General features: G+C 63.5%; 25 protein-coding genes. 9 read left to right on the top strand and 16 right to left on the bottom strand.

The genetic code is table 11. From position 1 onward, the window contains the following. Nucleotides 1-85 precede the first annotated feature (85 nt). Nucleotides 86-775: an HAD family hydrolase gene (locus HHL25_RS10195; protein WP_169589941.1), complete on the top strand. Its 690-nt coding sequence runs from the start codon at nucleotides 86-88 to the stop codon at nucleotides 773-775. A gap of 62 nt (nucleotides 776-837) precedes the next feature. On the opposite strand, the gene HHL25_RS10200 is transcribed toward HHL25_RS10195, so the two are convergent. Next, entirely contained in the window at nucleotides 838-1,755 is a 918-nt protein-coding gene (locus tag HHL25_RS10200; protein ID WP_169589942.1) for a diacylglycerol/lipid kinase family protein, read from the bottom strand. Between the two features lie 99 nt (nucleotides 1,756-1,854). Then, the gene (locus HHL25_RS10205; protein WP_169589943.1) at nucleotides 1,855-2,415 is read right to left on the bottom strand and encodes a hypothetical protein; all 561 of its coding nucleotides are present in this window, start codon (nucleotides 2,413-2,415) and stop codon (nucleotides 1,855-1,857) included. A gap of 316 nt (nucleotides 2,416-2,731) precedes the next feature. Between HHL25_RS10205 and thrC the strand changes: the two genes are divergently transcribed. The 4 genes from thrC (at nucleotide 2,732) to HHL25_RS10225 (ending at nucleotide 9,045) form a co-directional block, all read left to right on the top strand. Beyond that, nucleotides 2,732-4,129 carry a threonine synthase gene (gene thrC / locus HHL25_RS10210; protein ID WP_169589945.1) on the top strand — a complete coding sequence of 466 codons (1,398 nt, stop codon included), beginning with the start codon at nucleotides 2,732-2,734 and terminating at the stop codon, nucleotides 4,127-4,129. 21 nt (nucleotides 4,130-4,150) lie between these two features. After that, complete coding sequence (locus tag HHL25_RS10215; protein ID WP_169589947.1) at nucleotides 4,151-5,449, top strand: M16 family metallopeptidase; 1,299 nt, start codon at nucleotides 4,151-4,153, stop codon at nucleotides 5,447-5,449. A 72-nt stretch (nucleotides 5,450-5,521) separates the two neighbouring features. Then, nucleotides 5,522-6,136, top strand: coding sequence for a GNAT family N-acetyltransferase (locus HHL25_RS10220; protein ID WP_169589950.1), 615 nt, complete (start codon nucleotides 5,522-5,524; stop codon nucleotides 6,134-6,136). A gap of 62 nt (nucleotides 6,137-6,198) precedes the next feature. Further along, the gene (locus tag HHL25_RS10225; protein ID WP_246701773.1) at nucleotides 6,199-9,045 is read left to right on the top strand and encodes an EAL domain-containing protein; all 2,847 of its coding nucleotides are present in this window, start codon (nucleotides 6,199-6,201) and stop codon (nucleotides 9,043-9,045) included. Between the two features lie 30 nt (nucleotides 9,046-9,075). Here the strand turns inward: HHL25_RS10225 and HHL25_RS10230 are convergent, their stop codons facing one another. After that, entirely contained in the window at nucleotides 9,076-9,681 is a 606-nt protein-coding gene (locus tag HHL25_RS10230) for a YqgE/AlgH family protein (RefSeq protein WP_169589954.1), read from the bottom strand. 185 nt (nucleotides 9,682-9,866) lie between these two features. Between HHL25_RS10230 and HHL25_RS10235 the strand changes: the two genes are divergently transcribed. After that, entirely contained in the window at nucleotides 9,867-10,709 is an 843-nt protein-coding gene (locus HHL25_RS10235; protein WP_169589957.1) for a protein-disulfide reductase DsbD domain-containing protein, read from the top strand. Between the two features lie 70 nt (nucleotides 10,710-10,779). Then, a complete protein-coding gene (locus HHL25_RS10240; RefSeq protein WP_169589959.1) occupies nucleotides 10,780-11,265 on the top strand; it encodes a peroxiredoxin in 486 nt (161 codons plus the stop codon). 64 nt (nucleotides 11,266-11,329) lie between these two features. On the opposite strand, the gene HHL25_RS10245 is transcribed toward HHL25_RS10240, so the two are convergent. The 3 genes from HHL25_RS10245 to HHL25_RS10255 form a co-directional block, all read right to left on the bottom strand. Then, nucleotides 11,330-11,638 carry a Dabb family protein gene (locus HHL25_RS10245; protein WP_169589962.1) on the bottom strand — a complete coding sequence of 103 codons (309 nt, stop codon included), beginning with the start codon at nucleotides 11,636-11,638 and terminating at the stop codon, nucleotides 11,330-11,332. A 187-nt stretch (nucleotides 11,639-11,825) separates the two neighbouring features. Next, entirely contained in the window at nucleotides 11,826-12,296 is a 471-nt protein-coding gene (rnhA, locus tag HHL25_RS10250) for a ribonuclease HI (RefSeq protein WP_169589965.1), read from the bottom strand. Continuing rightward, nucleotides 12,293-13,258: a homoserine kinase gene (locus tag HHL25_RS10255; protein WP_169589967.1), complete on the bottom strand. Its 966-nt coding sequence runs from the start codon at nucleotides 13,256-13,258 to the stop codon at nucleotides 12,293-12,295. Before HHL25_RS10255 ends, rnhA begins: the two co-directional genes overlap by 4 nt. 275 nt (nucleotides 13,259-13,533) lie before the next feature. Here HHL25_RS10255 and HHL25_RS10260 point away from each other — a divergent pair, with 275 nt between their 5' ends. Next, nucleotides 13,534-15,240 (top strand): putative bifunctional diguanylate cyclase/phosphodiesterase, encoded by a 1,707-nt coding sequence (locus tag HHL25_RS10260; protein WP_205927806.1) that lies wholly within the window; start codon nucleotides 13,534-13,536, stop codon nucleotides 15,238-15,240. A 349-nt stretch (nucleotides 15,241-15,589) separates the two neighbouring features. Here the strand turns inward: HHL25_RS10260 and ispH are convergent, their stop codons facing one another. The 10 genes from ispH to coxB all read right to left on the bottom strand — a co-directional run bounded on the left by ispH (nucleotide 15,590) and on the right by coxB (nucleotide 23,668). Further along, the gene (gene ispH, locus HHL25_RS10265) at nucleotides 15,590-16,594 is read right to left on the bottom strand and encodes a 4-hydroxy-3-methylbut-2-enyl diphosphate reductase (protein WP_169589970.1); all 1,005 of its coding nucleotides are present in this window, start codon (nucleotides 16,592-16,594) and stop codon (nucleotides 15,590-15,592) included. 6 nt (nucleotides 16,595-16,600) lie between these two features. Further along, complete coding sequence (locus HHL25_RS10270) at nucleotides 16,601-16,966, bottom strand: DUF1304 domain-containing protein (RefSeq protein ID WP_169589972.1); 366 nt, start codon at nucleotides 16,964-16,966, stop codon at nucleotides 16,601-16,603. 83 nt (nucleotides 16,967-17,049) lie between these two features. After that, nucleotides 17,050-17,718, bottom strand: coding sequence for an SURF1 family protein (locus tag HHL25_RS10275; protein ID WP_169592748.1), 669 nt, complete (start codon nucleotides 17,716-17,718; stop codon nucleotides 17,050-17,052). A 76-nt stretch (nucleotides 17,719-17,794) separates the two neighbouring features. Beyond that, nucleotides 17,795-18,178 carry a DUF983 domain-containing protein gene (locus HHL25_RS10280; protein WP_169589975.1) on the bottom strand — a complete coding sequence of 128 codons (384 nt, stop codon included), beginning with the start codon at nucleotides 18,176-18,178 and terminating at the stop codon, nucleotides 17,795-17,797. 174 nt (nucleotides 18,179-18,352) lie between these two features. Then, nucleotides 18,353-19,231 (bottom strand): cytochrome c oxidase subunit 3, encoded by an 879-nt coding sequence (locus HHL25_RS10285; RefSeq protein WP_169589977.1) that lies wholly within the window; start codon nucleotides 19,229-19,231, stop codon nucleotides 18,353-18,355. A gap of 57 nt (nucleotides 19,232-19,288) precedes the next feature. Continuing rightward, entirely contained in the window at nucleotides 19,289-19,888 is a 600-nt protein-coding gene (locus HHL25_RS10290; RefSeq protein WP_169592752.1) for a cytochrome c oxidase assembly protein, read from the bottom strand. Nucleotides 19,889-19,911: 23 nt separating this feature from the next. After that, a complete protein-coding gene (locus HHL25_RS10295; RefSeq protein ID WP_169589979.1) occupies nucleotides 19,912-20,049 on the bottom strand; it encodes a hypothetical protein in 138 nt (45 codons plus the stop codon). Beyond that, complete coding sequence (locus HHL25_RS10300; RefSeq protein WP_169589981.1) at nucleotides 20,049-21,005, bottom strand: heme o synthase; 957 nt, start codon at nucleotides 21,003-21,005, stop codon at nucleotides 20,049-20,051. Before HHL25_RS10300 ends, HHL25_RS10295 begins: the two co-directional genes overlap by 1 nt. A gap of 90 nt (nucleotides 21,006-21,095) precedes the next feature. Next, on the bottom strand, nucleotides 21,096-22,769 hold the full coding sequence (gene ctaD, locus HHL25_RS10305; protein WP_169589984.1) for a cytochrome c oxidase subunit I: 1,674 nt from the start codon (nucleotides 22,767-22,769) through the stop codon (nucleotides 21,096-21,098). A 14-nt stretch (nucleotides 22,770-22,783) separates the two neighbouring features. Further along, nucleotides 22,784-23,668, bottom strand: a complete 885-nt coding sequence (gene coxB, locus HHL25_RS10310; protein ID WP_169592756.1) for a cytochrome c oxidase subunit II — start codon at nucleotides 23,666-23,668, stop codon at nucleotides 22,784-22,786. Nucleotides 23,669-23,994: 326 nt separating this feature from the next. Here coxB and HHL25_RS10315 point away from each other — a divergent pair, with 326 nt between their 5' ends. Further along, a complete protein-coding gene (locus HHL25_RS10315; RefSeq protein WP_169589987.1) occupies nucleotides 23,995-24,519 on the top strand; it encodes an invasion associated locus B family protein in 525 nt (174 codons plus the stop codon). The last annotated feature ends 89 nt before the right edge of the window (nucleotides 24,520-24,608 follow it).

A 24,608-nucleotide genomic window follows, 5' to 3' on the forward strand; every position in this document is an offset into this window, starting at 1 on the left:
TCCCGCGGCATGTGCCGGATTGTCCTTTGTCAGCTCATCGTGTAGGTCAGGCCCTCCCCCAGGACCACAGGACGGATTTCCAGACATGAGCGGTTTCGACCTCACCATCTTCGATTGCGACGGCGTGCTCGTCGATTCCGAGATCATCGCGGCCAAGGTCGAATCCAAGCTGCTCAACGAGGCCGGCTATCCGATCTCGGTCGAGGAAATGGGCGAACGCTTCGCCGGCATGACCTGGAAGAATATCCTGCTAACCGTCGAGCAGGAAATCGACATTCCACTCTCGGCCAGCCTGCTCGACAAGTCGGAGGCCCTGCTCGACCAGCGGCTCGCCCGCGAGGTGAAGATGATCGAAGGCGTGCAGTTTGCACTTGCCCGCCTCAAGGGACCGCGCTGCATCTGCTCCAACTCGTCGTCAAGCCGGCTGGACATGATGCTGACCAAGGTCGGCCTGAAGCCGTTCTTTGCTCCCCACATCTATTCGGCCAAGGATCTCGGCGCCGACCGGGTCAAGCCGAAGCCGGACATATTCCTGCACGGTGCCGCTCAGTTCAACGTTTCGCCGTCGAGATGCGTCGTGATCGAGGATTCGGTGCACGGCGTGCATGCGGCGCGCGCCGCCGGCATGCGGGTGATCGGCTTCACCGGTGCGTCGCATACCTATCCGTCGCATGCCGACCGACTGACCGACGCAGGCGCGGAAACCGTGATTGCGCGGATGAACGACCTGCCGGCCGTGATCGCCGCGATGGAAAGCTGGGCCGGCGTCGCCTGACGCACGGCAACAAACGAGGGCCGCCGTGACGCCTCAGCGCCGGCCGTCGTCGCGGACCGGTTTCAGATCTTGAGGCTGAGTGCCGCCGGCAGAACCTCGACCGACAGGCGGCGATAAGCGATCGCCTCGCCGTCAGCCTCGACCGACAGCGCCTCCCCCGGCAGCGGTTCGATCTCGATCGAGCGCCCCTTGTGGAAGCTGATCAGCGGGTGACCGACATGGGACGCCGAATAGAGCCGCGCGAGTATGCCAAGCACGCCGATCCGGCCGGCACCGCGGAGCACGCCGACATCGAGCATTCCGTCGGCGAGATCGGCAAAGGGCACGACATGCATGCCGCCGCCGAACCAGGCACCGTTGGCGATCGCAGCGACCGTGACCGGGCCGACAAAGACCTCCTGACCATCGACCACGACCCGCGCACCCTGCGGGCGATAACGCAGGATCCCGGCGATCGAGGCGAGCAGGAAGCGTGCGGAACCATTGGCCAGTCGCCGTTCGCGGTTGTTGACGGCGCGGACGATCTCGCCGGAGACGCCGGCGCTGGCGATGTTGACGAAATGACGCTCGAGGGTCCGGCCGTCGGCTAGGGGCGCACGGATCCGCGCTACGTCGATCCGACGCACCGCAGCACCCGCGATCCGTCGCACGAGGGCGTCGGGCTCGGGCGGCAGGGCGAAGTTGCGGGCGAAATCGCATCCGGTGCCGGTCGGCAGGAAGGAGAACAGGGTGCCCGGCCGGGAGGAACGCATGATCCCGTCGACGACCTCGCCGATCGTCCCGTCGCCGCCAACCGCGATGATCCAGTCGAAACCTTTTTCGACGAGTTCGACGGCCAGCGGCCCGGCCTCGCCGCCCATGCTCGTCTCGCGCACGACGGCGCCCGGCAGATGGGTGGCCAGGAGCGGATCGATAGCATGCCATAACCGCGCTCCGGAACGGCCTCCAGAGACGGGATTCCTGATAATCGCGATGTTCACCCATGCCCCCCGGCATCTGGTGTTATCGTCCGTTCAGGAGAACGGACGCCCTTGCATTTCATCGGTGATGTGCGGATTGCGGCAGACGCCTAAGCCGGATCACTTCTTCTTTTTGACCGGACCTTCGTCGAAGCCGATGTGCACCTTGGTGAGACCGCCGACATCGCCGGGGATGGTCACGTCCTTGGTGAAGACGAACTGGGTTGCCTGGGCGACGTCCGCGATCGTGACAGGGAACTGGGTCAGCTCCGAATAGAGGACCTTGTCGCCATCGGTGACGGCCACGCGGATCGGCAGGTTGACCGGTCCAGCCTTGCCTTCGGGACCGGCAACGAGACGGCCCTGGACCATGGCGGTGACCGTGAGCGTCGTGTCGCTGCGGGCGCAGGAACGCGTGGTGTCGGCGAGCGACGCCTGGTAGACGACCTTGGCCGGATCGTCCTGGCCACCCTTGGCGTAGACGCGGTGATAGGCGGTGCCGTCCCGCAGCGCGATCGTCGGGCAGAAACCCTGGACCATCGGGGCGGCGGCGGTCGCCGGAGCGGCTGCCGGCTTGTCGGCGGCCGAGCTCAGCGCTCCACCCGGATTGCCGGCGTTGCAGCCTGCAAGAACCATCAACAAGGATGCGGCCAAGATCCCGCGGGACACCTTCACTGACACGATACTCCACCTTCCGGATTGCTGGCTTCAGCGAAGCCAAAAGCCATTCGAATTGAGGCTTTTCATGCCCCTTGTCTGTGGTCTATACCAGCGGCGCAGCGAAAAATCGATTGGGTAGCCAGTGTTTTGGTTTAATTTTCAACGCCTCGAGAGCATCGATGCCGCGGCCCCGCCGCAGGCGGCGCAATCCCGGTCGGCCGGAATGCGAACTCAGACGGCCCCATTCGTCGCGAAAAGAATATTGACCATCCTCCAAACGGCATAATCTCGGCGCGTCGAACACAGCCGCCCATCTTCATCATCAAGGACAAGCATCGTGGACTACATCTCGACCCGCGGAGAGGCTGAAAGCCTCGGCTTCTGTGACGCACTTCTGGCCGGGCTTGCCCGCGACGGGGGCCTCTACGTGCCGCGCAAGTGGCCGCAGCTGAAGAAGAAGGACATCCGGGCGCTGCGCGGCAAGACCTATCAGGAGGTCGCCTTCGAGGTACTCTATCCGTTCACCGGCGGCGAGATCGAGGCAGACCTCTTCCGTTCGATGATCGACGAGGCCTACGCCACCTTCCGCCATCCGGCGGTCGCGCCCCTCGTCCAGACCGGCCCGAACTCCTACGTGCTCGAACTCTTCCACGGCACGACGCTGGCGTTCAAGGACGTCGCCATGCAGCTCCTCGCGCGACTGATGGACCATGCGCTCGCCCAGCGCGGCGAACGCGCGACGATCGTCGGCGCGACCTCGGGCGACACCGGTGGCGCGGCCATCGATGCCTTTGCCGGACGTGCCCGCACCGACGTCTTCATCCTCTTCCCGCACGAGAAGGTTTCGCCCGTCCAGCAGCGGCAGATGACGACCTCCAAGGCGGAGAACGTCCACGCGATTGCCGTCAAGGGCAATTTCGACGACTGCCAGAACCTGGTGAAGGAGATGTTCAACGACAGCGCCTTCCGCGACACCTACAAGATCTCCGGCGTCAACTCGATCAACTGGGCCCGCATCATGGCGCAGGTGGTCTACTACTTCACCGCCGCCCTCTCGCTCGGCGCCCCGGATCGCAAGGTCTCCTTCACCGTGCCGACCGGCAATTTCGGCGACATCTTCGCCGGCTACGTCGCCAAGAAGATGGGCCTGCCGATCGACAAGCTGGTGATCGCCACCAACGAGAACGACATCCTGGCGCGGACGCTGAAGACCGGCCGCTACGAGATGAAGGGCGTCTCCGCGACCACCTCGCCGTCGATGGACATCCAGATCTCGTCGAACTTCGAACGCCTGCTGTTCGAAGCCTATGACCGTGACGACAGCGCCATCCGCTCGGCCATGCGCAGCCTCAAGCAGTCCGGCGGCTTCGAGATCAAGCCGGACGCGCTGAAGGCGATCCGCAAGGAGTTCCGCGCGGCCCGCGCCAGCGAGAAGCAGGTGGCGACGACCATCCGCAACACGCTTGCCGAGACCGGATACCTGCTCGATCCGCACACCGCCGTCGGCGTCTTCGTCGCGGCGAAATTCGAGAAGCCGTCGAGCCCGATGGTGACGCTTTCGACGGCGCATCCGGCGAAATTCCCCGCCGCGGTAAAATCGGCCTGCGGTATTGACCCGGCGCTTCCCTCGTGGCTTGCTGACCTGATGAACAGGGAGGAGCGCTTCGAAATTCTGGATGCGGACCTTAAAGCCGTCGAAACCTTTGTCGGCAAACATGCCCGCCAGGATAACTGAGATGCGCAGAAAGTCGGATCTATGACTGTTGAGTGTACCCGCCTGCCCTCCGGGCTGACGGTCGTGACGGAGACGATGCCACACCTTGAAAGCGTGGCGCTCGGGACCTGGATCAAGTCCGGCGCCCGCGACGAGACGGAAGGCGAGCACGGCATCGCCCATCTGCTCGAGCACATGGCTTTCAAGGGAACAAACAAGCGTTCCGCCCGGCAGATCGCCGAGGAAATCGAGAATGTCGGCGGCGAACTCAACGCCGCCACCTCGACCGAAACCACATCTTATTACGCGCGGATACTGAAAGACGACGTTCCGCTGGCAGTCGACATCCTCGCCGACATCCTCACCGATTCCGTCTTCGACGAGGAAGAGCTCGCCCGCGAGAAGCACGTCATCCTGCAGGAGATCGGCGCGGCCAACGACACCCCGGACGACGTGGTGTTCGACCGCTTTTCCGAACTCGCCTATGCCGGCCAGCCGCTCGGCCGACCGATCCTCGGCACGCCCGACACCGTTCAATCCTTCTCCAGCGAAGAAATCCGCGCCTATCTCGACCGCAACTACACGACCGACCGGATGTTCGTGGTGGCGGCCGGTGCGGTCGATCACGACGCCTTCGTCAAGCAGGTCGAGCAACGCTTCTCGTCGCTGCGCCAGAAGCCGGATGTCAGCCCGGTCACCCAGGCGGCACGCTATACCGGCGGCGAGGCCCGCGAAGAACGCGACCTGATGGACGCCCAGGTGCTCATCGGCTTCGAGGGGCGTGCCTATCATGCGCGCGACTTCTACGCCTCGCAGATCCTCGCCAACATCCTCGGCGGCGGCATGTCCTCGCGGCTGTTTCAGGAGGTGCGGGAAATCCGCGGCCTGTGCTACTCGATCTATGCTTTCCACTGGGGCTTTTCTGACAGCGGCATCTTCGGCATCCATGCCGCGACCGGCGGCGAGAACCTGCCGGAACTCGTCCCCGTCATCATCGACGAGCTGCGCAAGGCCTCTCAGTCGATCGACCGCCAGGAGATCGACCGGTCGCGTGCCCAGGTGCGCGCGCAGCTGCTGATGGGCCAGGAAAGCCCGGCAGCGCGCGCCGGCCAGATCGCCCGGCAGATGATGCTTTACGGCCGCCCGATCTCCAACCAGGAGATGATGGAACGTCTTGCCGGCATCACGCCGGAACGACTGACGGACCTTGCCGGACGGCTGTTCTTCGAGACCACGCCGACGCTTTCGGCGATCGGCCCGCTCGAACATCTCGCGCCGATGGAGGAGATCGCAGGCGCGCTTTCCCCCAAAGGGGGTTCACCGCTCAAGGCAGCCGGCTGACGGCGCCCTTGGCTTGACGGACAACGAAAGACCGGCGGACATCCGTCCACCGGGTTGGCTTGGGGACGCTCTATGGCACGTTCGGTCTTTCGGTTTCTGTCGCGGCAGCCCGAAACGCCCGAGCTTTACAGTGCCGATCATCACCTGCGCCTGCCCCGCTACGACGATTTCGACCAGTGGCACGCGCTGCGCCGCGAGAGCCGCGCCTTCCTGCAGCCCTGGGAACCGAGCTGGCGTGCCGACGAACTGACCGAGCGATCCTTCCGCTCCCGCGTCGTGCGCAACAGTCAGGAATACCATTCCGGGCTCGCCGTTCCCTTCCTTCTGTTCGCCCGCGAGGGACATGTGCTGCTCGGCGGGCTGACGATCGGACTCATTCGCCGCGGCGCCTCGCAGAGCTGCATGATCGGTTACTGGATGGGCGAGCGGCATGCCGGCCAGGGTCATATGTTTGCCGCACTTCAGCTGGCTATTCCCTACATCTTCGGGGCACTTGAGTTGCACCGGATTGAAGCAGCCTGTATTCCAGAGAACGAGAAAAGCATCCGGCTGCTCGAAAAGGCCGGGTTTCAGCGGGAAGGTCTCTTGCGCGACTATCTGAAAATCAACGGGCAATGGCGCGACCACGCGATGTTTTCGCGGTTGGCGGGCCGCGCCGCGGGGAACGGGAACAAAGACAACTCATGAAGCATAACCGGAACAGGCAAGCGGCGGCCGGCCGATGGCTGGCGGCCGCGATAGCCACGGCGATGCTTGCGTTCGTCGGTCTCTTCTCGACGCTCGCGCTCGCGGCCGAACCGGTCAAGATCGCGCGCGACGACACCGCGCTCGACCTGACCGCCACGACCGAGATCTACACCAATCAGGGCGAGGCCTTCCAGGTTTCCACGGCTGCCGGAGCCGACGGCATCCGGAGGCGTATCGAGGTGCGCTCATCCTCTCCCGAACACCAGGGCGACTGGGCGGTCTTCGCACTTGCCAACGTGTCGGAGGAACAGCTGGAGCGCGTGATCGTCGCACCGCATTTCCGGCTTGCCAATTCCAAGCTGTTCTGGCCCGACCTCGGCTCGCAGCGCATCATCGCCATCACCCCGTCCGAAGGCTTTGCCCTTGACCGCCAGCCGAGCGAGGAAGCCGACGTCTTCCGCATCACGCTCAATCCGGGCTCGGTGATCACCTTCGTCGCCGAACTTTCGACCCCCAACCTGCCGCAGATCTATCTGTGGGAACCGGACGCCTACAAGGACACCGTCAACGCGTTCACGCTCTATCGGGGCATCGTGCTCGGCATTGCCGGCCTGCTCGCCGTGTTCCTCACCATCCTCTTCGTGGTCAAGGGCACCTCGATGCTGCCGGCGGCGGCCGCACTCGCCTGGGCGGTGCTCGCCTATATCTGCGTCGACTTCGGCTTCCTGGAAAAGCTGATCAGCATCACGTCGAGCGACCAGCGAATATGGCGCGCCGGCGCGGAGGTGGCGCTCGCCTCCTCGCTCGTCATCTTCCTGTTCACCTATCTCAACCTCAACCGCTGGCACGTGCATCTCGGCTACGCGACCTTCGCCTGGATGCTGGGGCTCGGCCTGCTGTTCGGCGTGGCCATCTACGATCCGTCCGTCGCCTCGGGGATTGCACGCCTCTCCTTCGCGCTGACGGCGACCGCGGGCATCGCGCTGATCTTCTATCTTGGCTTCAATCGCTACGACCGCGCGATCCTGCTCGTGCCCACCTGGGCGCTGATCCTGGTCTGGCTGTTCGGCGGATGGCTGACGGTGACGGGCCAGCTCGACAACGACATCATCCAGCCGGCGCTCGGCGGCGGCCTCGTGCTCATCGTTCTGCTGATCGGCTTCACCGTCATGCAGCATGCCTTCGCCGGCGGCGCCTACCAGCAGGGACTGTTCTCCGATCTCGAGCGCCAGTCGCTGGCACTCACCGGTTCGGGCGACACCGTCTGGGACTGGGACGTGGCACGCGACCGGGTGGTGACGAGCCCGGACATTTCCGTGCGCCTCGGCCTGTCGCCCGGCACCATGCACGGCCCGGCCCGCAACTGGCTGCCGCGGCTCCACCCCGACGACCGCGACCGGTTCCGCGCGACGCTCGACGTGCTGCTCGAACACCGCAAGGGCCGCCTCAACCACGAATTCCGTATTCGCGCCGAGGATGGCCACTTCCACTGGCTGAAGATCCGCGCCCGGCCGGTGCTCGGCTCGAACGGCGAGGTCATCCGCTGCGTCGGCACGATCATCGACGTGACCGAGCAGAAGAACTCGATCGACCGACTGCTCACCGACGCCATGCACGACAACCTGACCGGTCTGCCGAACCGCGAGGTCTTCCTCGACCGTCTGCAGTCCGTACTGACGCTCGCCAACGGCTCCGACAGCGTGCGCCCGACCGTGATGGCGATCGACATCGACCGCTACAAGCAGGTCAACGACGCGCTTGGGATCGCCGCCGGCGACAATATCCTGATCGCACTGACACGCCGCCTGCGCCGGCTCCTGAAGCCGCAGGACACGCTCGCACGCCTTTCCGGCGACGAGTTCGGCCTGATCCTCGTCTCGGAGCGCGATCCGGCGAAGATCGCCGATTTCGCCGATGCGGTGTCGAAGGCGATCATGGTGCCGATCAATTTCGCCAATCGCGAAATCATCCTGACGGCCTCGATCGGGCTCGTCTCCTGGGTCGACCAGCAGGAAAGCGCCGCCGGCCTGCTCTCCGATGCGGAACTTGCGATGTACCGGGCGAAACGCGTCGGCGGCAACCGCGTCGAACCGTTCCGTCCCGCCTTCCGCGGCACCGGTACCGACCGCCTGCAGCTCGAGACCGATCTTCGCCGCGCCATCGATCGCAAGGAGCTGTCGATGGTCTACCAGCCGATCGTGCGGCTCGCCGACGGGGAAATCGCCGGCTTCGAGGCGCTGATGCGCTGGGATCATCCGAAACGCGGCAATATTCCGCCGTCGGAGTTCATCCCGATCGCGGAAATGTCGGATCTCATCGAACCGCTCGGCATGTTCGCGCTCGAACGGGCGACCAGCGACCTGATGGACTGGGAACGGCATACGGGCGAACTGCCGGTCTTCGTGACCGTCAACCTGTCGAGCGCGCAGCTGCTTTCGAGCGAGCTCTACAACGACGTGCGCGCCATGCTGACCAAGACGCAGTGTGATCCGCACCGCATCAAGCTCGAACTCACCGAGAGCGTGGTGATGGAAAACCCGGAACAGGCCCGCCTCGTGCTGGCCAAGCTGAAGGAGACCGGCATCTCGCTGGCCCTCGACGATTTCGGCACCGGCTATTCCTCGCTCGCCTACCTCACCCGCTTCCCCTTCGACACCATCAAGCTCGACAAGGCGCTGGTCAACGACCGCTCGCCGAAGCGCAGCGTCCTGTTGAAATCGGTGATCTCGATGGCTTGCGGGCTGGAGATGAAGGTGGTCGCGGAAGGCATCGAGAGCGACGCCGACGCCGAGGAACTCGGCAAGCTCGGCTGCGATTTCGGCCAGAGCTACCTGTTCGGCGCACCGCTCGGGGCCGAGTCCGTGCAACGTCTGCTGAAGGAACGATTTCCGCTGACGAAGCGGGCGTAATGTCGTGATCGGGGCGGCCGGCCAGGTGCCTCAGGCGTGGCCTGCCTCCATCGACAGCATGGCCGGCGATACGCCCATCAGGGCAAGCGCGCGCTCATACTTGTTGTCGAGCGTGCGATCGAAGATCAGATCCTCGGTCGCCGCGCAGTTCAGCCAGCCGTTGTTGGACATCTCGAATTCGAGTTGACCGGGTCCCCAGCCGGCATAGCCAAGCAGCATGGTGGCCCGGCGCGGGCCCCGGCCATCGGAAATCGCCCGGACGATGTCGAGGGTGGCAGTCAGTGAAATGTCGTCGCTGACCGGTATGCTGCTGTCGCTCAGATAGTCGTCGCTGTGCAGGACGAAACCGCGTCCGGTCTCGACCGGGCCGCCGTTCTGGATCGGGAACTCGCGGGCATGCTCGGGCAGCATGATGGCGTCGGTGCGGTCGATCAGACCGAGATGCAGGAGCACGTCGGCGAAGGTGACGGATTGCGGGCGATTGATGATGAAGCCCATCGCGCCGGCGGGCGAATGGGCGCAGATGTAGACGACGGAACGGGCGAAGTTACCGTCGGCCATGCCGGGCATGGCGATCAGCAGCTGGCCGTCGAGGAAGCCCCGTTCACGATCCTTTTTCATCGTCGAGATAGACATTGTCACCTCCACTCGCCCTTGGGGGAACATCCGGCGGGAGCGCAGGCAACGCATATCCGAGCCGTCCTTCTCAATGAAGATGGGGCAGGATCGTCCGGCAATCAACTAAAAATGATCCCACTAGCGGAAGCGTGACTGGCAGACGACCGATGCTTGATCTAAATGCCTGGACCATGACGCGATCCATGACCCACCTTTCTTGCCTGCCGGCCGCCAAGGCGGCCGTGGTCGCCGTTGCGGCGACGCTCTGCTTCGCCCCGGCAAAGGCCGCAACCAGCGAATGGGCGGTCAACGAAGGCGGTCGGATGCGGCTCGTGGTGCTTCCGGCAGACAGCGGCGGCAAGCGTGCCGCAGCGCTTCAGATCGAGCCGTCGGCCGGGTGGATCACCTATTGGCGCGAGCCGGGCGACGCGGGGATTCCGCCGGCCATCAGCCTTGCCCCCGAGAGTGGCTACACACTCTCGGAAGTCGCATTTCCGGTGCCGAAGCGTATCGACAACGGCGACATGCGCGATATCGGCTACGACGAGGCCGTCACCCTGCCGCTGACGCTCTCGCGCTCGCCAGGCAGCGCACCGGCTGACGAACTGAAGGCTTCGGTGTTCATAGGGCTCTGCAAGAACATCTGCATCCCCTTCCAGGCGGAATTCCAGCTGTCGCTGGAGCTCAGCGACGCGGCACTTGCCGAAGAGGCGGCCCTCGTCGCCTCTGCGCGCGAGGCCCTTCCCGAACACCCCTCGCCCGATTTCTCCGTCAGGCAGCATGCCCTGAACGCCGATGCCACTTCGCTGAGCGTGACGCTCACCCTACCCGAGGGTGTCGCGAAAGAAGAGCCGGAGATCATCATCACCGGTCCGAGCGGCCGTGTGTTTCTCGACCAGAGCGAGCGGCAGCTTTCAGGGCGCGAACTGACCGTGGCGGTACCGATCAAGGGCCTGCCGCGTCACTATGATATTCACGGCAAGAGCTGGGGCATCCTGGTCAAAGCGGGCGGAAGGGCGATGGAAACCACCCTTGCCTTTGACTAGCGTCAATCTATATTCCGCTCGATCGGTGGGCCGACCGCGCCCACCCCTTCAACGAGCGAGGATCACTTTCATGACGATTGCCATCGGCGAACGCCTGCCCCAGGCCACCTTCAAGGAAAAGACGGCCGACGGCCCGGTCGAGATCACGACGGACGCCCTGTTCAAGGGCAAGAAGGTGGTGCTGTTCGCGGTACCGGGTGCGTTTACACCAACCTGCACGCTGAACCACCTGCCGGGCTACCTGGAAAATCGCGATGCGCTCATCGCCCGCGGCGTCGATGACATCGCGGTGATCGCGGTCAACGACTGGCATGTGATGGGCGCCTGGGCACAGCAGAGCGGCGGGCTCGGCAAGATCCACTTCCTCGCCGACTGGGATGCCTCGTTCACGAAGGCGCTCGGCCTCGACGCCGACCTGTCGGCCGGCGGCCTCGGCGTGCGCTCGAAGCGCTATTCGATGCTGGTCGAGGACGGCGTGGTGAAGTCTCTCAACGTCGAGGAAAATCCGGGCCAGGCGACCGTATCGGCGGCTGCCGCGATGATCGAACAGCTCTGAGCTGTCTCGACCCCATTCCCCATCGACGCAAGGGGCGGCGGAGCAATCCGCCGCCTTTGTACTTTCAGATTTCCATGTCGAACACGAGAATGCCCGAGAGCCCGCCATCGCTTGCCTTGACGATGCGTTCTCCGACAGCGACATGGTCCGGATGCTTCAGGTAATAGTCGCGGACGGTGGCGTCCTCGAAGGTGACGATGAAGCCGTCGAGATAGCCACCGTGCAGGCCTTCGGGCGAGATGTTCGGCCCGTATTTGACCTCGCCCATGCCGGGGACCACCTCCCTCAGCGCCACGATCGCCTCATAGATCGACTGCTTTTCTGCTTCCTGAACGGCTGCCTTGAAACGCAGGAACACGCAGTGCTGGATCATGGAGTGCCTCTCCCGGTCTGGTCTTTTGTTCGCGCAGGATAGAGGGGATGACGCAAAGGGCAAGGCGCGATTGCGACGCCGGTGCTTCGCTTGCAGCACGGGGTGCGATGCAGTCGAATTCCTGGGTGCCCCATCCGAGCGCAGGATTGGGCCGCGCACTCGGCACAGCGACCATCCTGTCAGTCGTTCACCGCCCCTGCAGCAAGGCCTTGCCGAGATTGGGTTTCTTGAAGGGTTCCATGCCCTTGCGGGCGAGTTCGTCGGCGCGTTCGTTTTCCGGGTGACCCGCATGGCCCTTGACCCAGTGCCACTTGACCTTGTGCCGCTGGTTGGCGGCGTCGAGCTGCTGCCAGAGTTCGCCGTTCTTGACCGGCTTCTTGTCGGCGGTCCGCCAGCCGTTCTTCTTCCAGCCGAAGATCCACTTCGAAATACCGTCCATGACATATTTGCTGTCGGTGTGGAGGTCGATCTCACACTGCGACTTCAGCGCGTTCAGCGCCTCGATCGCCGCCATCAGCTCCATGCGGTTGTTGGTCGTTTCGGCCTCGCCGCCGAACAGCTCCTTCTCCACCTCGCCATAGCGAAGGATCGCACCCCAGCCGCCGGGTCCGGGATTGCCGGAGCAGGCGCCGTCGGTAAAGATGTCAACATGCTTCATAGGGTAAGCCCGTATTCGGCGCTGGAGCGCACCTGGCGATGGAACCGTAGCTTCTTCAGGTATTCCAGCGGATCCTTCTTGACCACCAGCGCACCGGCCGGCGTGGTCAGCCAGTCGTAGAGACGGGTGAGGAAGAAGCGCAGCGCCGAACCGCGGGCGAGGATCGGCAGTGCCTCGATCTCGGCGAGCCCGAGCGGGCGGATCTGCTGGTAGCCCTCGATCATCGCCATGCCCTTGGTGATGTTGTAGGCGCCGTCCTTCTCGAAGCACCAGGCATTGAGGCAGATCGACAGATCATAGGCGAGGAAGTCGTTGCAGGCGAAATAGAAGTCGATGAGACCCGACAGATCGTCGCCGAGGAAGAAGACGTTGTCGGGGAAGAGATCGGCATGGATGACGCCTTCCGGCAGGCTCTTCGGCCAATGCTGGGCGAGGAAGGAAATCTCGCTGCCGACTTCGAGTTCGAGCCCCTGCTCGACCTCGTCGGCGCGGTCCTTCGACTTGGCCCAGAGCGTCTTCCAGCCTTCGAGCGACAGTGCGTTCGGGCGCTTCAGTTCAAAGCCTTCGCCGGCGACATGCATTGCCGCCAGCGCCTTGCCGACCTCGCGGCAATGCCGTGCTTCCGGCTTCCTCAACCACATGCCTTCGAGGAAGGAGATGAGCGCCGCCGGCCGGCCGGAAAGCTCTCCGAGCAGCGCGCCGTCGCGGCGCGGCAGAGGCAGCGGGCAGGAAAGCCCGCGGTCGGCCAGGTGATGCATCAGGCCGAGGAAGAACGGAAGGTCGTTCTTCTCGACCCGCTTTTCGTAGAGCGTCAGGATCAGCGGCGACTTCGAGGTGTGCAGCAGGAAGTTCGAGTTCTCGACGCCCTCGGCGATGCCCTTGTAGGACAGCAATTCACCGGCATCATATTGCGCCAGGAAGGCCTTGAGATCGACTTCGTTGATGTCGGTGTAGACTGCCACTTCGATTTTCCCGCGATCGCTCAAAACATGCTTCGACTATGGCCCAAGCCATACAGCGGGGAAAAGCGGAGTGCCAGTGCCTGTGCGACATCGGGCACAGGAATTGGGCGCGACCACCACCCAATCCGGTGAACCAGCGTGAGCGAACCACATGCCCTGCTCGCGGTCGTCTCCGCCGTGTCGAAACACAACAATCAAGAGTGGAAACTTCACGATTTTCTAATATTGAATAGACTAGGCTGCCACGTTCCGAGGGGCTATTCCGGATGTCAGGCATGGGTTTTCCAGAGGGTATCAGAATCGCGAGCCACTTCGCCTCGACGATGCAGCTCGCCCTCGTGGCGGCAGACAGCGAAGGTCGCATACGCTTCGCCAACAAGGCCTTCTGCGAGATGTTCGGTTATGACGTCGCACAACTCCTCGGCGAATCGCTTCTCGTCATCATCCCGCAACGACTGCGCGGCGCCCATGTCGCGGGAATGGCCAATATCGCGGCCGGCTCCAGGCCCGGGCGCGGCGCAAAACCGGTCGAGGTCTCTGCCCTGAAGAGCGATGGCAGCGAGTTTCCGATCGAGATCACCCTTGCGACCTGGAAGGACTCGGACGGCTTCTGGGCGGGGGCCACCATCCGCGACATTTCGGAAAGGCGAGAACGCGACGCCCGATTGATGCGCCTTGCCTCGCACGACACCCTCACCGGCCTGCAGAACCGGCACGAATTCATGTCGGGGCTCAACCAGATGCTGGCCGCAGGCTCGGCGTGCTCGCTGATCCTCCTGGATCTGGACGGCTTCAAGGAGGTCAACGATACCCATGGCCATGTGATGGGAGACAGCCTGCTCCAGGCGGTCGGCGTCCGGCTTCCCTATCTTCTGGGCGACGATGCCACGGTGGCGAGACTGGGCGGTGACGAATTCGCCATCCTTCTCGCGAACTGCGCAAACGCGTCGACTGCGGAGACAGAGGCCAGCCGCATCCTGCAGGCGTTCCGCAAGCCGTTCAGCCTGGGCGGACTGGAACTCGAACTCAGCACCAGCATCGGAATAGCACTGTCGCCGGTTCACGGCAGCGAGGCGGAAGAGCTCGTGGCGTCCGCCGATTTTGCGCTTTACCGGGCCAAGGCGCACGGGGGGCGGTGTTACCGTATCTTCGAGCCGTCCATGCGCAGCGAAAGCCAGGCGCACAGGATCATGCGCGACGATTTGCGACGGGCCTTGCGCAACGGCGAGCTGGAACTCTACTACCAGCCGCAGGTCGAACTCACCTCGCACAAGGTCGTGGGTTTCGAGGCCCTGATCCGCTGGAACCATCCGGAACGCGGCCTGCTCCTTCCCGGGGACTTTCTCCCATCGCTCGAACAGAGTTCGCTGGCCAAGGAGATCGGCTGGTGGACGATCGACGAGGCCTGCCGGTTTGCCGCGGCAGTCAATGGCGGCGGCACGGAATACAAGATCGCGGTCAACCTGTTCGCCCAGCAGTTTCGTGCGCCGAACCTCCTGAACAAGGTCGAGGAGGCCCTGGCGCGTCACCGGATCGCGCCTGGCTGCCTCGAACTCGAGGTTACCGAGGAGGTGACGCTCAACGACTATGAGGCCAGCCTGGAGACGTTGGCGGCAATCCGTGAAATCGGGGTCGGGGTCGGTTTCGACGATTTCGGCACGGGCTATGCCTCCTTGAGCTCCCTGCAGAAATATCCGCTCACAACGCTCAAGATCGATCGCTGCTTCATTCGAGACATCGAGACACGAACATCAGATGCCGCGATCACGCGTGCACTCGTGGCAATGAGCCGCGACATGGGGCTCAAGACGGTCGCGGAAGGGATAGAAACCAAGGCGCAGGAAGCTGTGCTGATCGAGATGGGGTGCCCCGAGGGCCAGGGCTATCTCTATGGCCGCCCCTTGCGGGAACAGGACGCGATCGCCCTCGTCGGTGACCCGGACGTCCAGGGCGAAGACCGCAGGATGGCCGGGACCCAATAGTTTCGGCGCCCAGCTTCTTGCTCTCAGCGTCTCCTGCCGGCGCTTCGCTCGGGCTGAGCGCGTTCGGCCGCTCCCTGCCGGCCCGTCGCTTGGGCTCCGGGCGTTCGACGCTAGAAACGATTCACTGGATCGTTTTTCCGAGCCCGCTTCGCGCGCTCGGCCGCCTAGCCGGCCCGTCGCTCAGGCTCCGGGCGTTCGACGCTAGAAACGATTCACCGGATCGTTTCTCCGAGCCCGCTTCGCGCGCTCGGCCGCCTAGCCGGCCCGTCGCTCAGGCTCCGGGCGTTCGACGCTAGAAACGATTCACCGGATCGTTTCTCCGAGCCCGCTTCGCGCGCTCGGCCGCGTCTCACCCATTCACCCAGGCCATGTCTTCGCGGGTGAGCTCGACGTCGCGCAGTTCGCGGTTGACGAGGAAATGCTCGTTTTCCTCGGCCGTGATGGCCAGTTCGACCTTGGCATCGAAACGCAGGCGGAAGGCTTCGATGATCTCGTCGACGATGACCTCCGGCGCGGACGCCCCGGCAGAGATACCGAGCACGCCGATCCGGCCAATGGCGTCCCAGTCGATCTCGGAGGCGCGCTGCACCAGCATGGACCGCGTGGCGCCGGCACGGAGGGCCACCTCGACGAGGCGCTTGGAGTTGGAGGAGTTGGGAGCGCCGACGACGATGAACAGGTCGCAGCCGGGCGCTGCGGCCTTCACCGCTTCCTGCCGGTTGGTCGTGGCATAGCAGATCGAATCGGCGGAGGGGGCCGTGAGGTTCGGGAAGCGCTCCTGAAGCTTGGCGATCACACCGGCCGTGTCATCGACGGACAGCGTGGTCTGGGTGACGAAACCGAGATTGTCCGGGTCGGTGGGCGTGTAGGCCTCGGCATCCTCGACGGTCTCGACGAGCGAAACCGAACCCTCGGGCAACTGCCCCATGGTGCCGATCACTTCGGGGTGGCCGGCATGGCCGATCAGGATCACGTGGCGGCCGAGGCGTTGATGGCGCATGGCCTGCTTGTGGACCTTCGAGACCAGCGGACACGTCGCATCGAGGTAGAAGAGGTTGCGGCTTTCGGCATCCTCGGGCACCGACTTCGGCACGCCATGGGCGGAAAAGACCACCGGCTGCTCGCGATGCTCGACGGGGATCTCGTCCAGTTCCTCGACGAAGATCGCGCCCTTGGCCTCCAGCCCCTCGACCACATAACGATTGTGGACGATCTCGTGACGAACATAGACCGGCGCCCCGAAGCGCTTGAGCGCCAGCACGACGATCTGGATGGCGCGGTCGACGCCGGCGCAGAAACCGCGCGGGCCGCAAAGCCGGATCGTCAGTTGCGGTCGGGGGGAAGTCTCGTTCATCATCAATCAGCCAGCCAGCAGTACCAGGATCAGTGCAAGGACGGCGGGAAGAGCCTGGATGAAGAGGATCTTCCGCGAGGCCGTCGCGCTACCATATAGGCCGGCGACGAACACACATCCAAGGAAAAAGAGCTTCAGCTGAAATGCGAAGCCCGCATCCGGCTGGATGAGCGACCAGCCGAGACCAAGGGCGAGGAAGCCGTTGTAGAGGCCCTGGTTGGCGGCGAGCACCTTCGTCGCCTCGGCCTGCGGCGGCTTCATCCCGAAGGCCTTGAGACCCGCCGGCCTGGTCCAGAGAAACATCTCGAGGACCAGGATATAGACGTGCTCGATCGCCACCAGGGCGACCAGAAGATCGGCAAGAAGTTTCATCTGTTGTCCTCCGGGCGTCGCAGCGCGCCCTCTCTTTTCAAGCGTCCGCCGCCAACCCGGGCGACGTGGCCCGCCGGCAGTGGTCAGGATTTCCGGCGCAGCAGCGCGTAGCCGGCGACGCCGGCGAGCGCGAGCGCCAGGCCGTACCAGGTGATGGCGTATTGCAGGTGACTGTTGGGCAAGTCGATCTCGGTGACGCCACCCTGCGGCATGCCGCCGGGAACCGGGGTCGCATCCGCGTCGAGGAAGAAGGGCAGCACCTTGTCGAGCGGAAGGCCCGTGCTCGCCGCCATGCGGTCGAGGTCCTTCCAGTAGAAGATGTTCTTGACCTCGTCATTATCGGGCACCAGCGACGACGGCTTTTCCGCAAGCCGTGCGCGGGCCAGCCCCTCGACCGTCTGCTCACCCTGCAACTGGCCTTCCGGCCGCTTGAGGGGGTCCTTCAGCTCGTAGGGTACAAAACCGCGATTGACGAAGAGATAGCCACCGTCGGCAAGCTGCAGGGGCGTGTAGACGTAGAAACCGGCGCGTCCGCGGAAGGTGGCGAGGAAGTGGCGCTCCTTGTCGTGGAGATAGGTCCCCTTGGCCTCGGCCGCACGGTAGTCGACGTCGCCTCCCTTGGCGGCCAAGGCCTCCAGCCCGACGAGATCGAGCGGCGCGGCATGGCGGCGCTCGTCGATGTCGGCGATCAGCGCCTCCTTCCACTGCAGGCGCTTCACCTGCCAGGTACCGAGCGACAGGAGGATCGCCATCGCGACCGGAAACAGCACGATCGCGAGCCAGAAGCGCAGGCCGCGCTTGCCGGGCGTCACGCCGGTGCCTTCGCCGTCAGCCACGGTCGATCGTCCCCTGGGACGCCTTGTTGCGGTATTGCAGGGCGACCAGCATGGCCTTGATGGTGCGCAGTAGCCAGAGCGAGACGAAGATGGCCATCGGGCCGAACAGCACGAAATGCAGCCAGACCGGCGGCTGGTAGGTGATCTCGGTCCACACGGCGAGGCCGACGACGAGAAAGTCCGCGAGCAGGATCACGAAGATCGCCGGTCCGTCCCCGGAATCGGCGAAGGAATAGTCCAGTCCGCAATTGCTGCAGCGGGGCTTGATCTTGGTAAGGCCGTCGAACAGGCGCCCCTGGCCGCAGCGCGGGCAGGATGCCGTCAGGCCCGCCTTGACCGGATCGACGGGGGCGAAATGCGCATTGTCTTGGTTCATCGTCATTTCCTTCGCATAGGCACGGCAGACCTTCGTCGCCAAAGCTCACACCAGCTATAGACCCGACTTGGCAAACCGCAAATGCGACACACTGCTGCGTGTGATGGTCCCGAGCTGCCATTCAAATGAAGAACGGCGCCCGGAGGCGCCGTTCGGATCTCGAAAGTCGATCGCTCAGCCGTGGGCGAGCGGTGCGCCCCAACCACCCCAGATGTAGATGGAGAAGAAGAGGAAGAGCCAGACCACGTCAACGAAATGCCAGTACCAGGCGGCGGCTTCGAAGCCGAAGTGCTGCTTCGGGGTGAAGTCGCCCTTCAGCGCGCGCAGCAGGCAGACGATCAGGAAAATCGTGCCGACGAGCACGTGGAAACCGTGGAAACCGGTCGCCATGAAGAAGGTCGCGCCGTAGATGCTTTCCTTGAAGCCGAACGGAGCGTGCGCGTATTCGTAACCCTGGACGAAGGAGAACAGGATGCCGAGCACAACCGTCAGGGCCAGACCGTTGATCAGACCCTTGCGGTCGCCATGCAGCAGCGCATGGTGAGCCCAGGTCACGCAGGTGCCGGACAGGAGCAGGATGATGGTGTTGTAGAGCGGCAGGTGCCACGGATCGAGGACTTCAATGCCCTTCGGCGGCCACTGGCCACCGGTGAACTCGACGCGGCTCGCCTGGATCGCTTCGTTGGCGAAGAGGCTGGCGTCGAAGAAGGCCCAGAACCAGGCAACGAAGAACATCACTTCGGAAGCGATGAACATGATCATGCCGTAGCGCAGGTGGAGCGACACGACGCGGGTATGGGCGCCTTCGTGGGCTTCCTTGATGGTGTCCGCCCACCAGCCGATCATCGTGTAGAGGATGATTGCGAGGCCGATGTAGAACAGCCACGGATTCGCCAGCTCGAGGCCGAACAGCTCGAAGGAGCCGCCGGCGAGATAGCGCATGTAGGCCACGCCACCGAAGGTGATGATGAACGCGCCGATCGCGGCCAGCAGCGGCCACGGGCTCGGATCGATGATGTGGTAGTCGTGATTCTTCTGATGCGCTTCGGCCATGTCAGCAATCCCCGAATGTCAAATTTCCCTGGAGCCCGGCGGACCGGACTCCTCCTCTCAAAGTTTCGGCTGTCCCTCACCCGCCGCCGGCAAGGATGCCACCGGCTTCTCCCCCTCATGCGGATAGAAGGTGTAGGACAGCGTGATCGTTCCGATATCCTTCGTCTCGACGGCGTCTTTAATGGCCGGATCGATGAAGAAGACGACCGGCATTTCCAGGCTCTCGCCGGGCTTCAGCTCGGTTTCGGTGAAGCAGAAGCACTGGACCTTGTTGAAATAGGCCGCAGCTTCCATCGGCGTGACGTTGAACACTGCCTGCCCCTTGGTGGCATAGGGCGAGCGGTTCGTCGCGGTGTAGTTGATCTGGACAGTTTCGCCGATTTTCGGCTCGACCGCGCGATCGACCGGCTTGAACTCCCAGTTGAGGCCCGACGACACGTTGGCGTCGAAGGTGACCTTGATGGTCTTGTCGAGAATGACGGTCGAGGCCTGTTCGACGCGCTGGGTGGTCCCGTTATAGCCGGTCACCTGGCAGAACAGCCGATAGAGCGGTGCGGAAGCAAAGGCGACGCCGAGCATGCAGCCGACAAAGGCGACGCATGCAGCAAGGATGGTCACGTTGCCGCGCCGCCTGTCCTTCGTATCGCTGGTCATCATTGCCACGGTGCTGCTCTCCGCTCTCACTGGCCCACGTTGCCGATCTTGATCAGCGTCACGGCATAGAAGATGACGACCAGCCCGGCGAGTACCAGTCCGAGCGCGATGTTGCGGCCGCGGCGCGACTTCTTCTGCGCGTCGTTGAGCTTGACGGTTTCCATCAGGCAGCACCTCCGAGGAGCGTCGCAAAACCTGCGACGTAGTGATCGACCAGCAGGCCCGAGAAGATGGCGAACAGGTAGAGGATCGAATAGGCGAACAGCTTCTTGGCCGGCACCATCTTCTGATCGCCGTCGGGCATGCGCCAGACGGCGATGGAACAGATGACGAGCAGGACACCGAGCGCGCCGGCGAACACGCCGTAATAGACCGACGACAAGCCCGTGACGCTCGGGATCACGGCGGTCACTGCGGTCAGCACCGCGTAAAGGGCGATCTGGCGCTTGGTGACGGTTTCGCCGGCGACGTTCGGCAGCATGGGCACGCCGACCGAGCCGTAGTCGCGCATCTTGAAGAGGGCGAGCGCCCAGAAATGCGCCGGCGTCCACAGGAAGATGATCATGAACAGCACGATGCTGTCGAGCGATACGCCGCCGGTGACGCAGGCCCAGCCGACCATGGGCGGGAAGGCGCCGGCAGCGCCGCCGATGACGATGTTCTGCGGCGTCGAGCGCTTCAGCCACATCGTGTAGACGACCGCGTAGAAGAAGATTGTGAAGGCGAGAAGGCCGGCGGCGAACCAGTTGACCGCCAGGCCGAGGATACCGACGGAGAAGACGGAGAGCACCAGACCGAAGCCTAGTGCTTCGGCAGGCTCGATCCGGCCGGCCGGAATGGGACGCGTGGCGGTTCGGGTCATGACCGCGTCGATGTCGGCGTCATACCACATGTTCAGCGCGCCGGATGCGCCGGCGCCGACCGCGATGCAGAGAATGGCGATGAAGCCGATAACGGGATTGATGTGGCCGGGCGCGAGTACGAGGCCGGCAAAGGCAGTGAAGACGACGAGAGACATGACCCGCGGCTTCAGCAGCGCGAAGAAATCGCGCGCACCGGCTTCCGAAAGGCGGATCTCGCCCTCGAATCCGAGCGTTTCGCGATTGTCGATTACCGTCATTGTCTCCATCCCATCATTCTTGGTCTTTCCGGACGCCGCGCACCGATCGGGCGCGGCATCCGATTTTCATTCAGGTCGGATAGCCTGGCCTCACTTGATTTTCGGCAGCTGTTCCCACTGGTGGAACGGCGGCGGCGAAGACAGCTGCCATTCCAGCGTGGTCGCACCTTCACCCCACGGATTGTCGCCGGCGAGGCGCTTCTTGGCGAAGGCTTCGAAGACGCAGAAGAGGAAGATCAGCACGCCGAAGGCCGAGATGTAGGAGCCGATCGACGACACGTAGTTCCAGCCAGCGAAGGCATCCGGATAGTCGATGTAGCGGCGCGGCATGCCGGCGAGACCCAGGAAGTGCTGCGGGAAGAACACCATGTTGACGCCGATGAACATCACCCAGAAGTGCAGCTTGCCGAGGAATTCCGAGTACATGTAGCCGGTCATCTTCGGGAACCAGTAGTACCAGGCAGCGAAGATCGCGAAGACGGCGCCGAGCGACAGAACGTAGTGGAAGTGAGCAACCACGTAGTAGGTGTCGTGCAGCGAACGGTCGAGACCGGCGTTGGCCAGCTGTACGCCGGTGACGCCACCGACGGTGAACAGGAAGATGAAGCCGATCGCCCACACCATCGGGGTGCGGAAGGAGAGCGAACCGCCCCACATCGTCGCGATCCACGAGAAGATCTTGATGCCGGTCGGCACCGCGATGACCATGGTTGCGAAGAGGAAGTAACGCTGAGCGGCAAGCGACAGGCCGACGGTGTACATGTGGTGTGCCCACACGACGAAGCCGACGGCGCCGATGGCGACCATGGCGTAGGCCATGCCGAGGTAACCGAAGACCGGCTTCTTCGAGAAGGTCGAGACGATGTGGCTGATGATGCCGAAGCCGGGCAGGATCAGGATGTACACTTCCGGGTGACCGAAGAACCAGAACAGGTGCTGGTAGAGGATCGGGTCACCACCGCCTTCAGGCGCGAAGAAGGTCGTGCCGAAGTTGCGGTCGGTCAGCAGCATGGTGATGCCGCCTGCGAGAACCGGCAGCGAGAGCAGCAGCAGGAACGCGGTCACCAGAACGGCCCAGGCAAACAGCGGCATCTTGTGCAGCGTCATGCCCGGAGCGCGCATGTTGAGGATGGTGGTGATGAAGTTGATCGCACCGAGGATCGAGGACGCACCCGAAACGTGGAGCGCGAAGATCGCCAGGTCGACGGCCGGACCGGGCTGACCGGAGGTCGCCAGGGGCGGATACATCGTCCATCCGCCGCCGACGCCTTTGGCACCGGCCGGACCGTCGACGAACATCGAAAGCAGCAGCAGCAGGAAGGCCGGCACGATCAGCCAGAAGGAGATGTTGTTCAGACGCGGGAAGGCCATGTCCGGAGCGCCGATCATGATCGGGATCATCCAGTTGGCAAAGCCGCCGATCAGCGCCGGCATGACCATGAAGAAGATCATGATGAGCGCGTGGGCGGTGGTGAAGACGTTGAACATGTGCTTGCCGGCGTCGATCGCCGCATCGCCTTCACCGCCGTAAACCATGGAGGCCAGACCGTGGAAGATCTGGATGCCCGGCTCCTGAAGCTCGGCGCGCATGGCGACCGAGAGCGCACCGCCGATGATGCCGGCGATGATCGCAAAGATCAGATAGAGGGTGCCGATGTCCTTGTGGTTGGTCGAAAGGAACCAACGCGTGAAGAAAGTCGGCTTGTGGTCATGATGCTCGTGGGCACCATGTGCGTGATCGTCGTGGGCAACAGGTCCAGCCATTGTCCTCACTCCCCTTAGTTCGAAACATTTTCAGCGAGCTGGACGGCCTTGTCCCCGCCGTCCACAGCCGCCATCAGCGCCTTGTTGGCACCAGCCAGATCCGAGCCGGCCGCATCGAGCCAGGCTGCATATTTCTCAGCCGAGACGACACGGATCGCGATCGGCATGAAGGCATGATCCTTGCCGCAAAGCTCCGAACACTGGCCGTAGAACAGGCCTTCGCGATCGGCCTTGAACCAGGTCTCGTTCAGACGACCTGGAACAGCATCGATCTTGACGCCGAAAGACGGCATCGCAAAGGCGTGAATGACGTCGGTCGGCGCAGCCGTTACGAGCAGGCGAACCGTCTTGCCGACCGGAACAACCATTTCATTGTCGACGGCGAGCAGTCGCGGATAAAGAGCCTTGTCTTCCTTGCCGGCATCCGCGCGAGCCTCATCCTTCAGCAGGTAGCTGTCGAAGGCCACGGCCTTGTCGCCCTGGTATTCGTAGTTCCACTGCCACTGGGTCGCGGTCGCCTTGATCGTGACGTCCGGATTTTCCGGCTGGGTCAGCTGGGCGGAGAGAAGATTGAAGGACGGGATCGCGAAGCACAACAGAACGAGAACCGGACCGACGGTCCAGAAGATCTCGATCAACGTATTGTGGCTGGTCTTCGACGGAACCGGGTTGGCGGCTGCGCGGAAGCGCACGGCGACGACCACGAGGAGGATCAGAACGAAGATCGTGATCGGAACGATGAACCACAGCGTGTAGTCCTCAAACCGGCGAATCTGCGCCATGATCGACGTCGCCGCCGGCTGCAGATCCATCTGCCACGGCGTCGGCTGGTCGGCAAAACTGCCCGAAGCGAAAAGCAGACAGGCCAAGGCGGCCAATGCTGCATAAGCTTTCTTCATCACGATTTCTCTCCCACAAGCGTTTGATCCAGATCAAATCAAACCGCAAAATCCATGCTATGCTCTGCGTTTAAAATCACAGATTGGCCGCAATCGCAATACATGCCGACCCTTGGTAAGGTCGCATTTTTGCTCTTGGTCAATTCCGGACGCACTCTCCTCAACTCAGACCTGAAATCGCCCTCCCCCGGTTCACCGAACTGCGCCGACGAAGCGCCTGGACCGTCCCAATTATGCCTTACTCGACTGGAAAAGACGCTCCGGGGCTTTCATTTTCCCCGCCCCGACGCCAAGAATGGCGGGGTGATTCGATTTCAGAGGTACCCATGGGTCTCGCAAGACTTTTCCGGTCCGGTTTGACCGCAAGCGCGATCGCCGTTGCAGCGCTCGCCACTCCGGTTGAGGCCCAGCAGCAACCGCCCGGCACGATCCGCTCCAATCACGGCGCATGGTCAGTGATCTGCGATACGCCGGCCGGCGCATCGGCGGAACAGTGTGCGCTGATGCAGAACGTGATCGCCGAGGACCGGCCGGAGGTCGGCCTTTCCGTCGTGGTTCTCAAGACCGCCGACCGGAAGGCCAAGATCCTGCGCATCCTGGCCCCGCTCGGCGTGCTGCTCAAGGATGGCATGGAGCTTTATGTCGACGGCAACAATATCGGCCGCGCCTATTTCACCCGCTGCTTCTCCGAAGGTTGCTATGTCGAGGTCGAGATCGACGAAGAGCTCATGAAGATCCTGCGCGCCGGCAAGAATGCCGTCTTCGCGCTGCGTGAGTCGGCGGACCAGGACCGCGTCGGCATTCCGATCGAACTCGCCGGTTTCGGCGAAGGCTACGACAAGCTGCCTTAAGCGCACATTTAATTGATAGGTCTATCGCTGCTGACCGGAGCCAAGGCTCCGGTCAAGTCTTGTCGGGGCTGCCCAATGCGCCTACATCG

Origin of the sequence: Rhizobium terricola, assembly GCF_012927355.1 — a bacterium.
GTDB classification, from domain to species: domain Bacteria; phylum Pseudomonadota; class Alphaproteobacteria; order Rhizobiales; family Rhizobiaceae; genus Allorhizobium; species Allorhizobium terricola.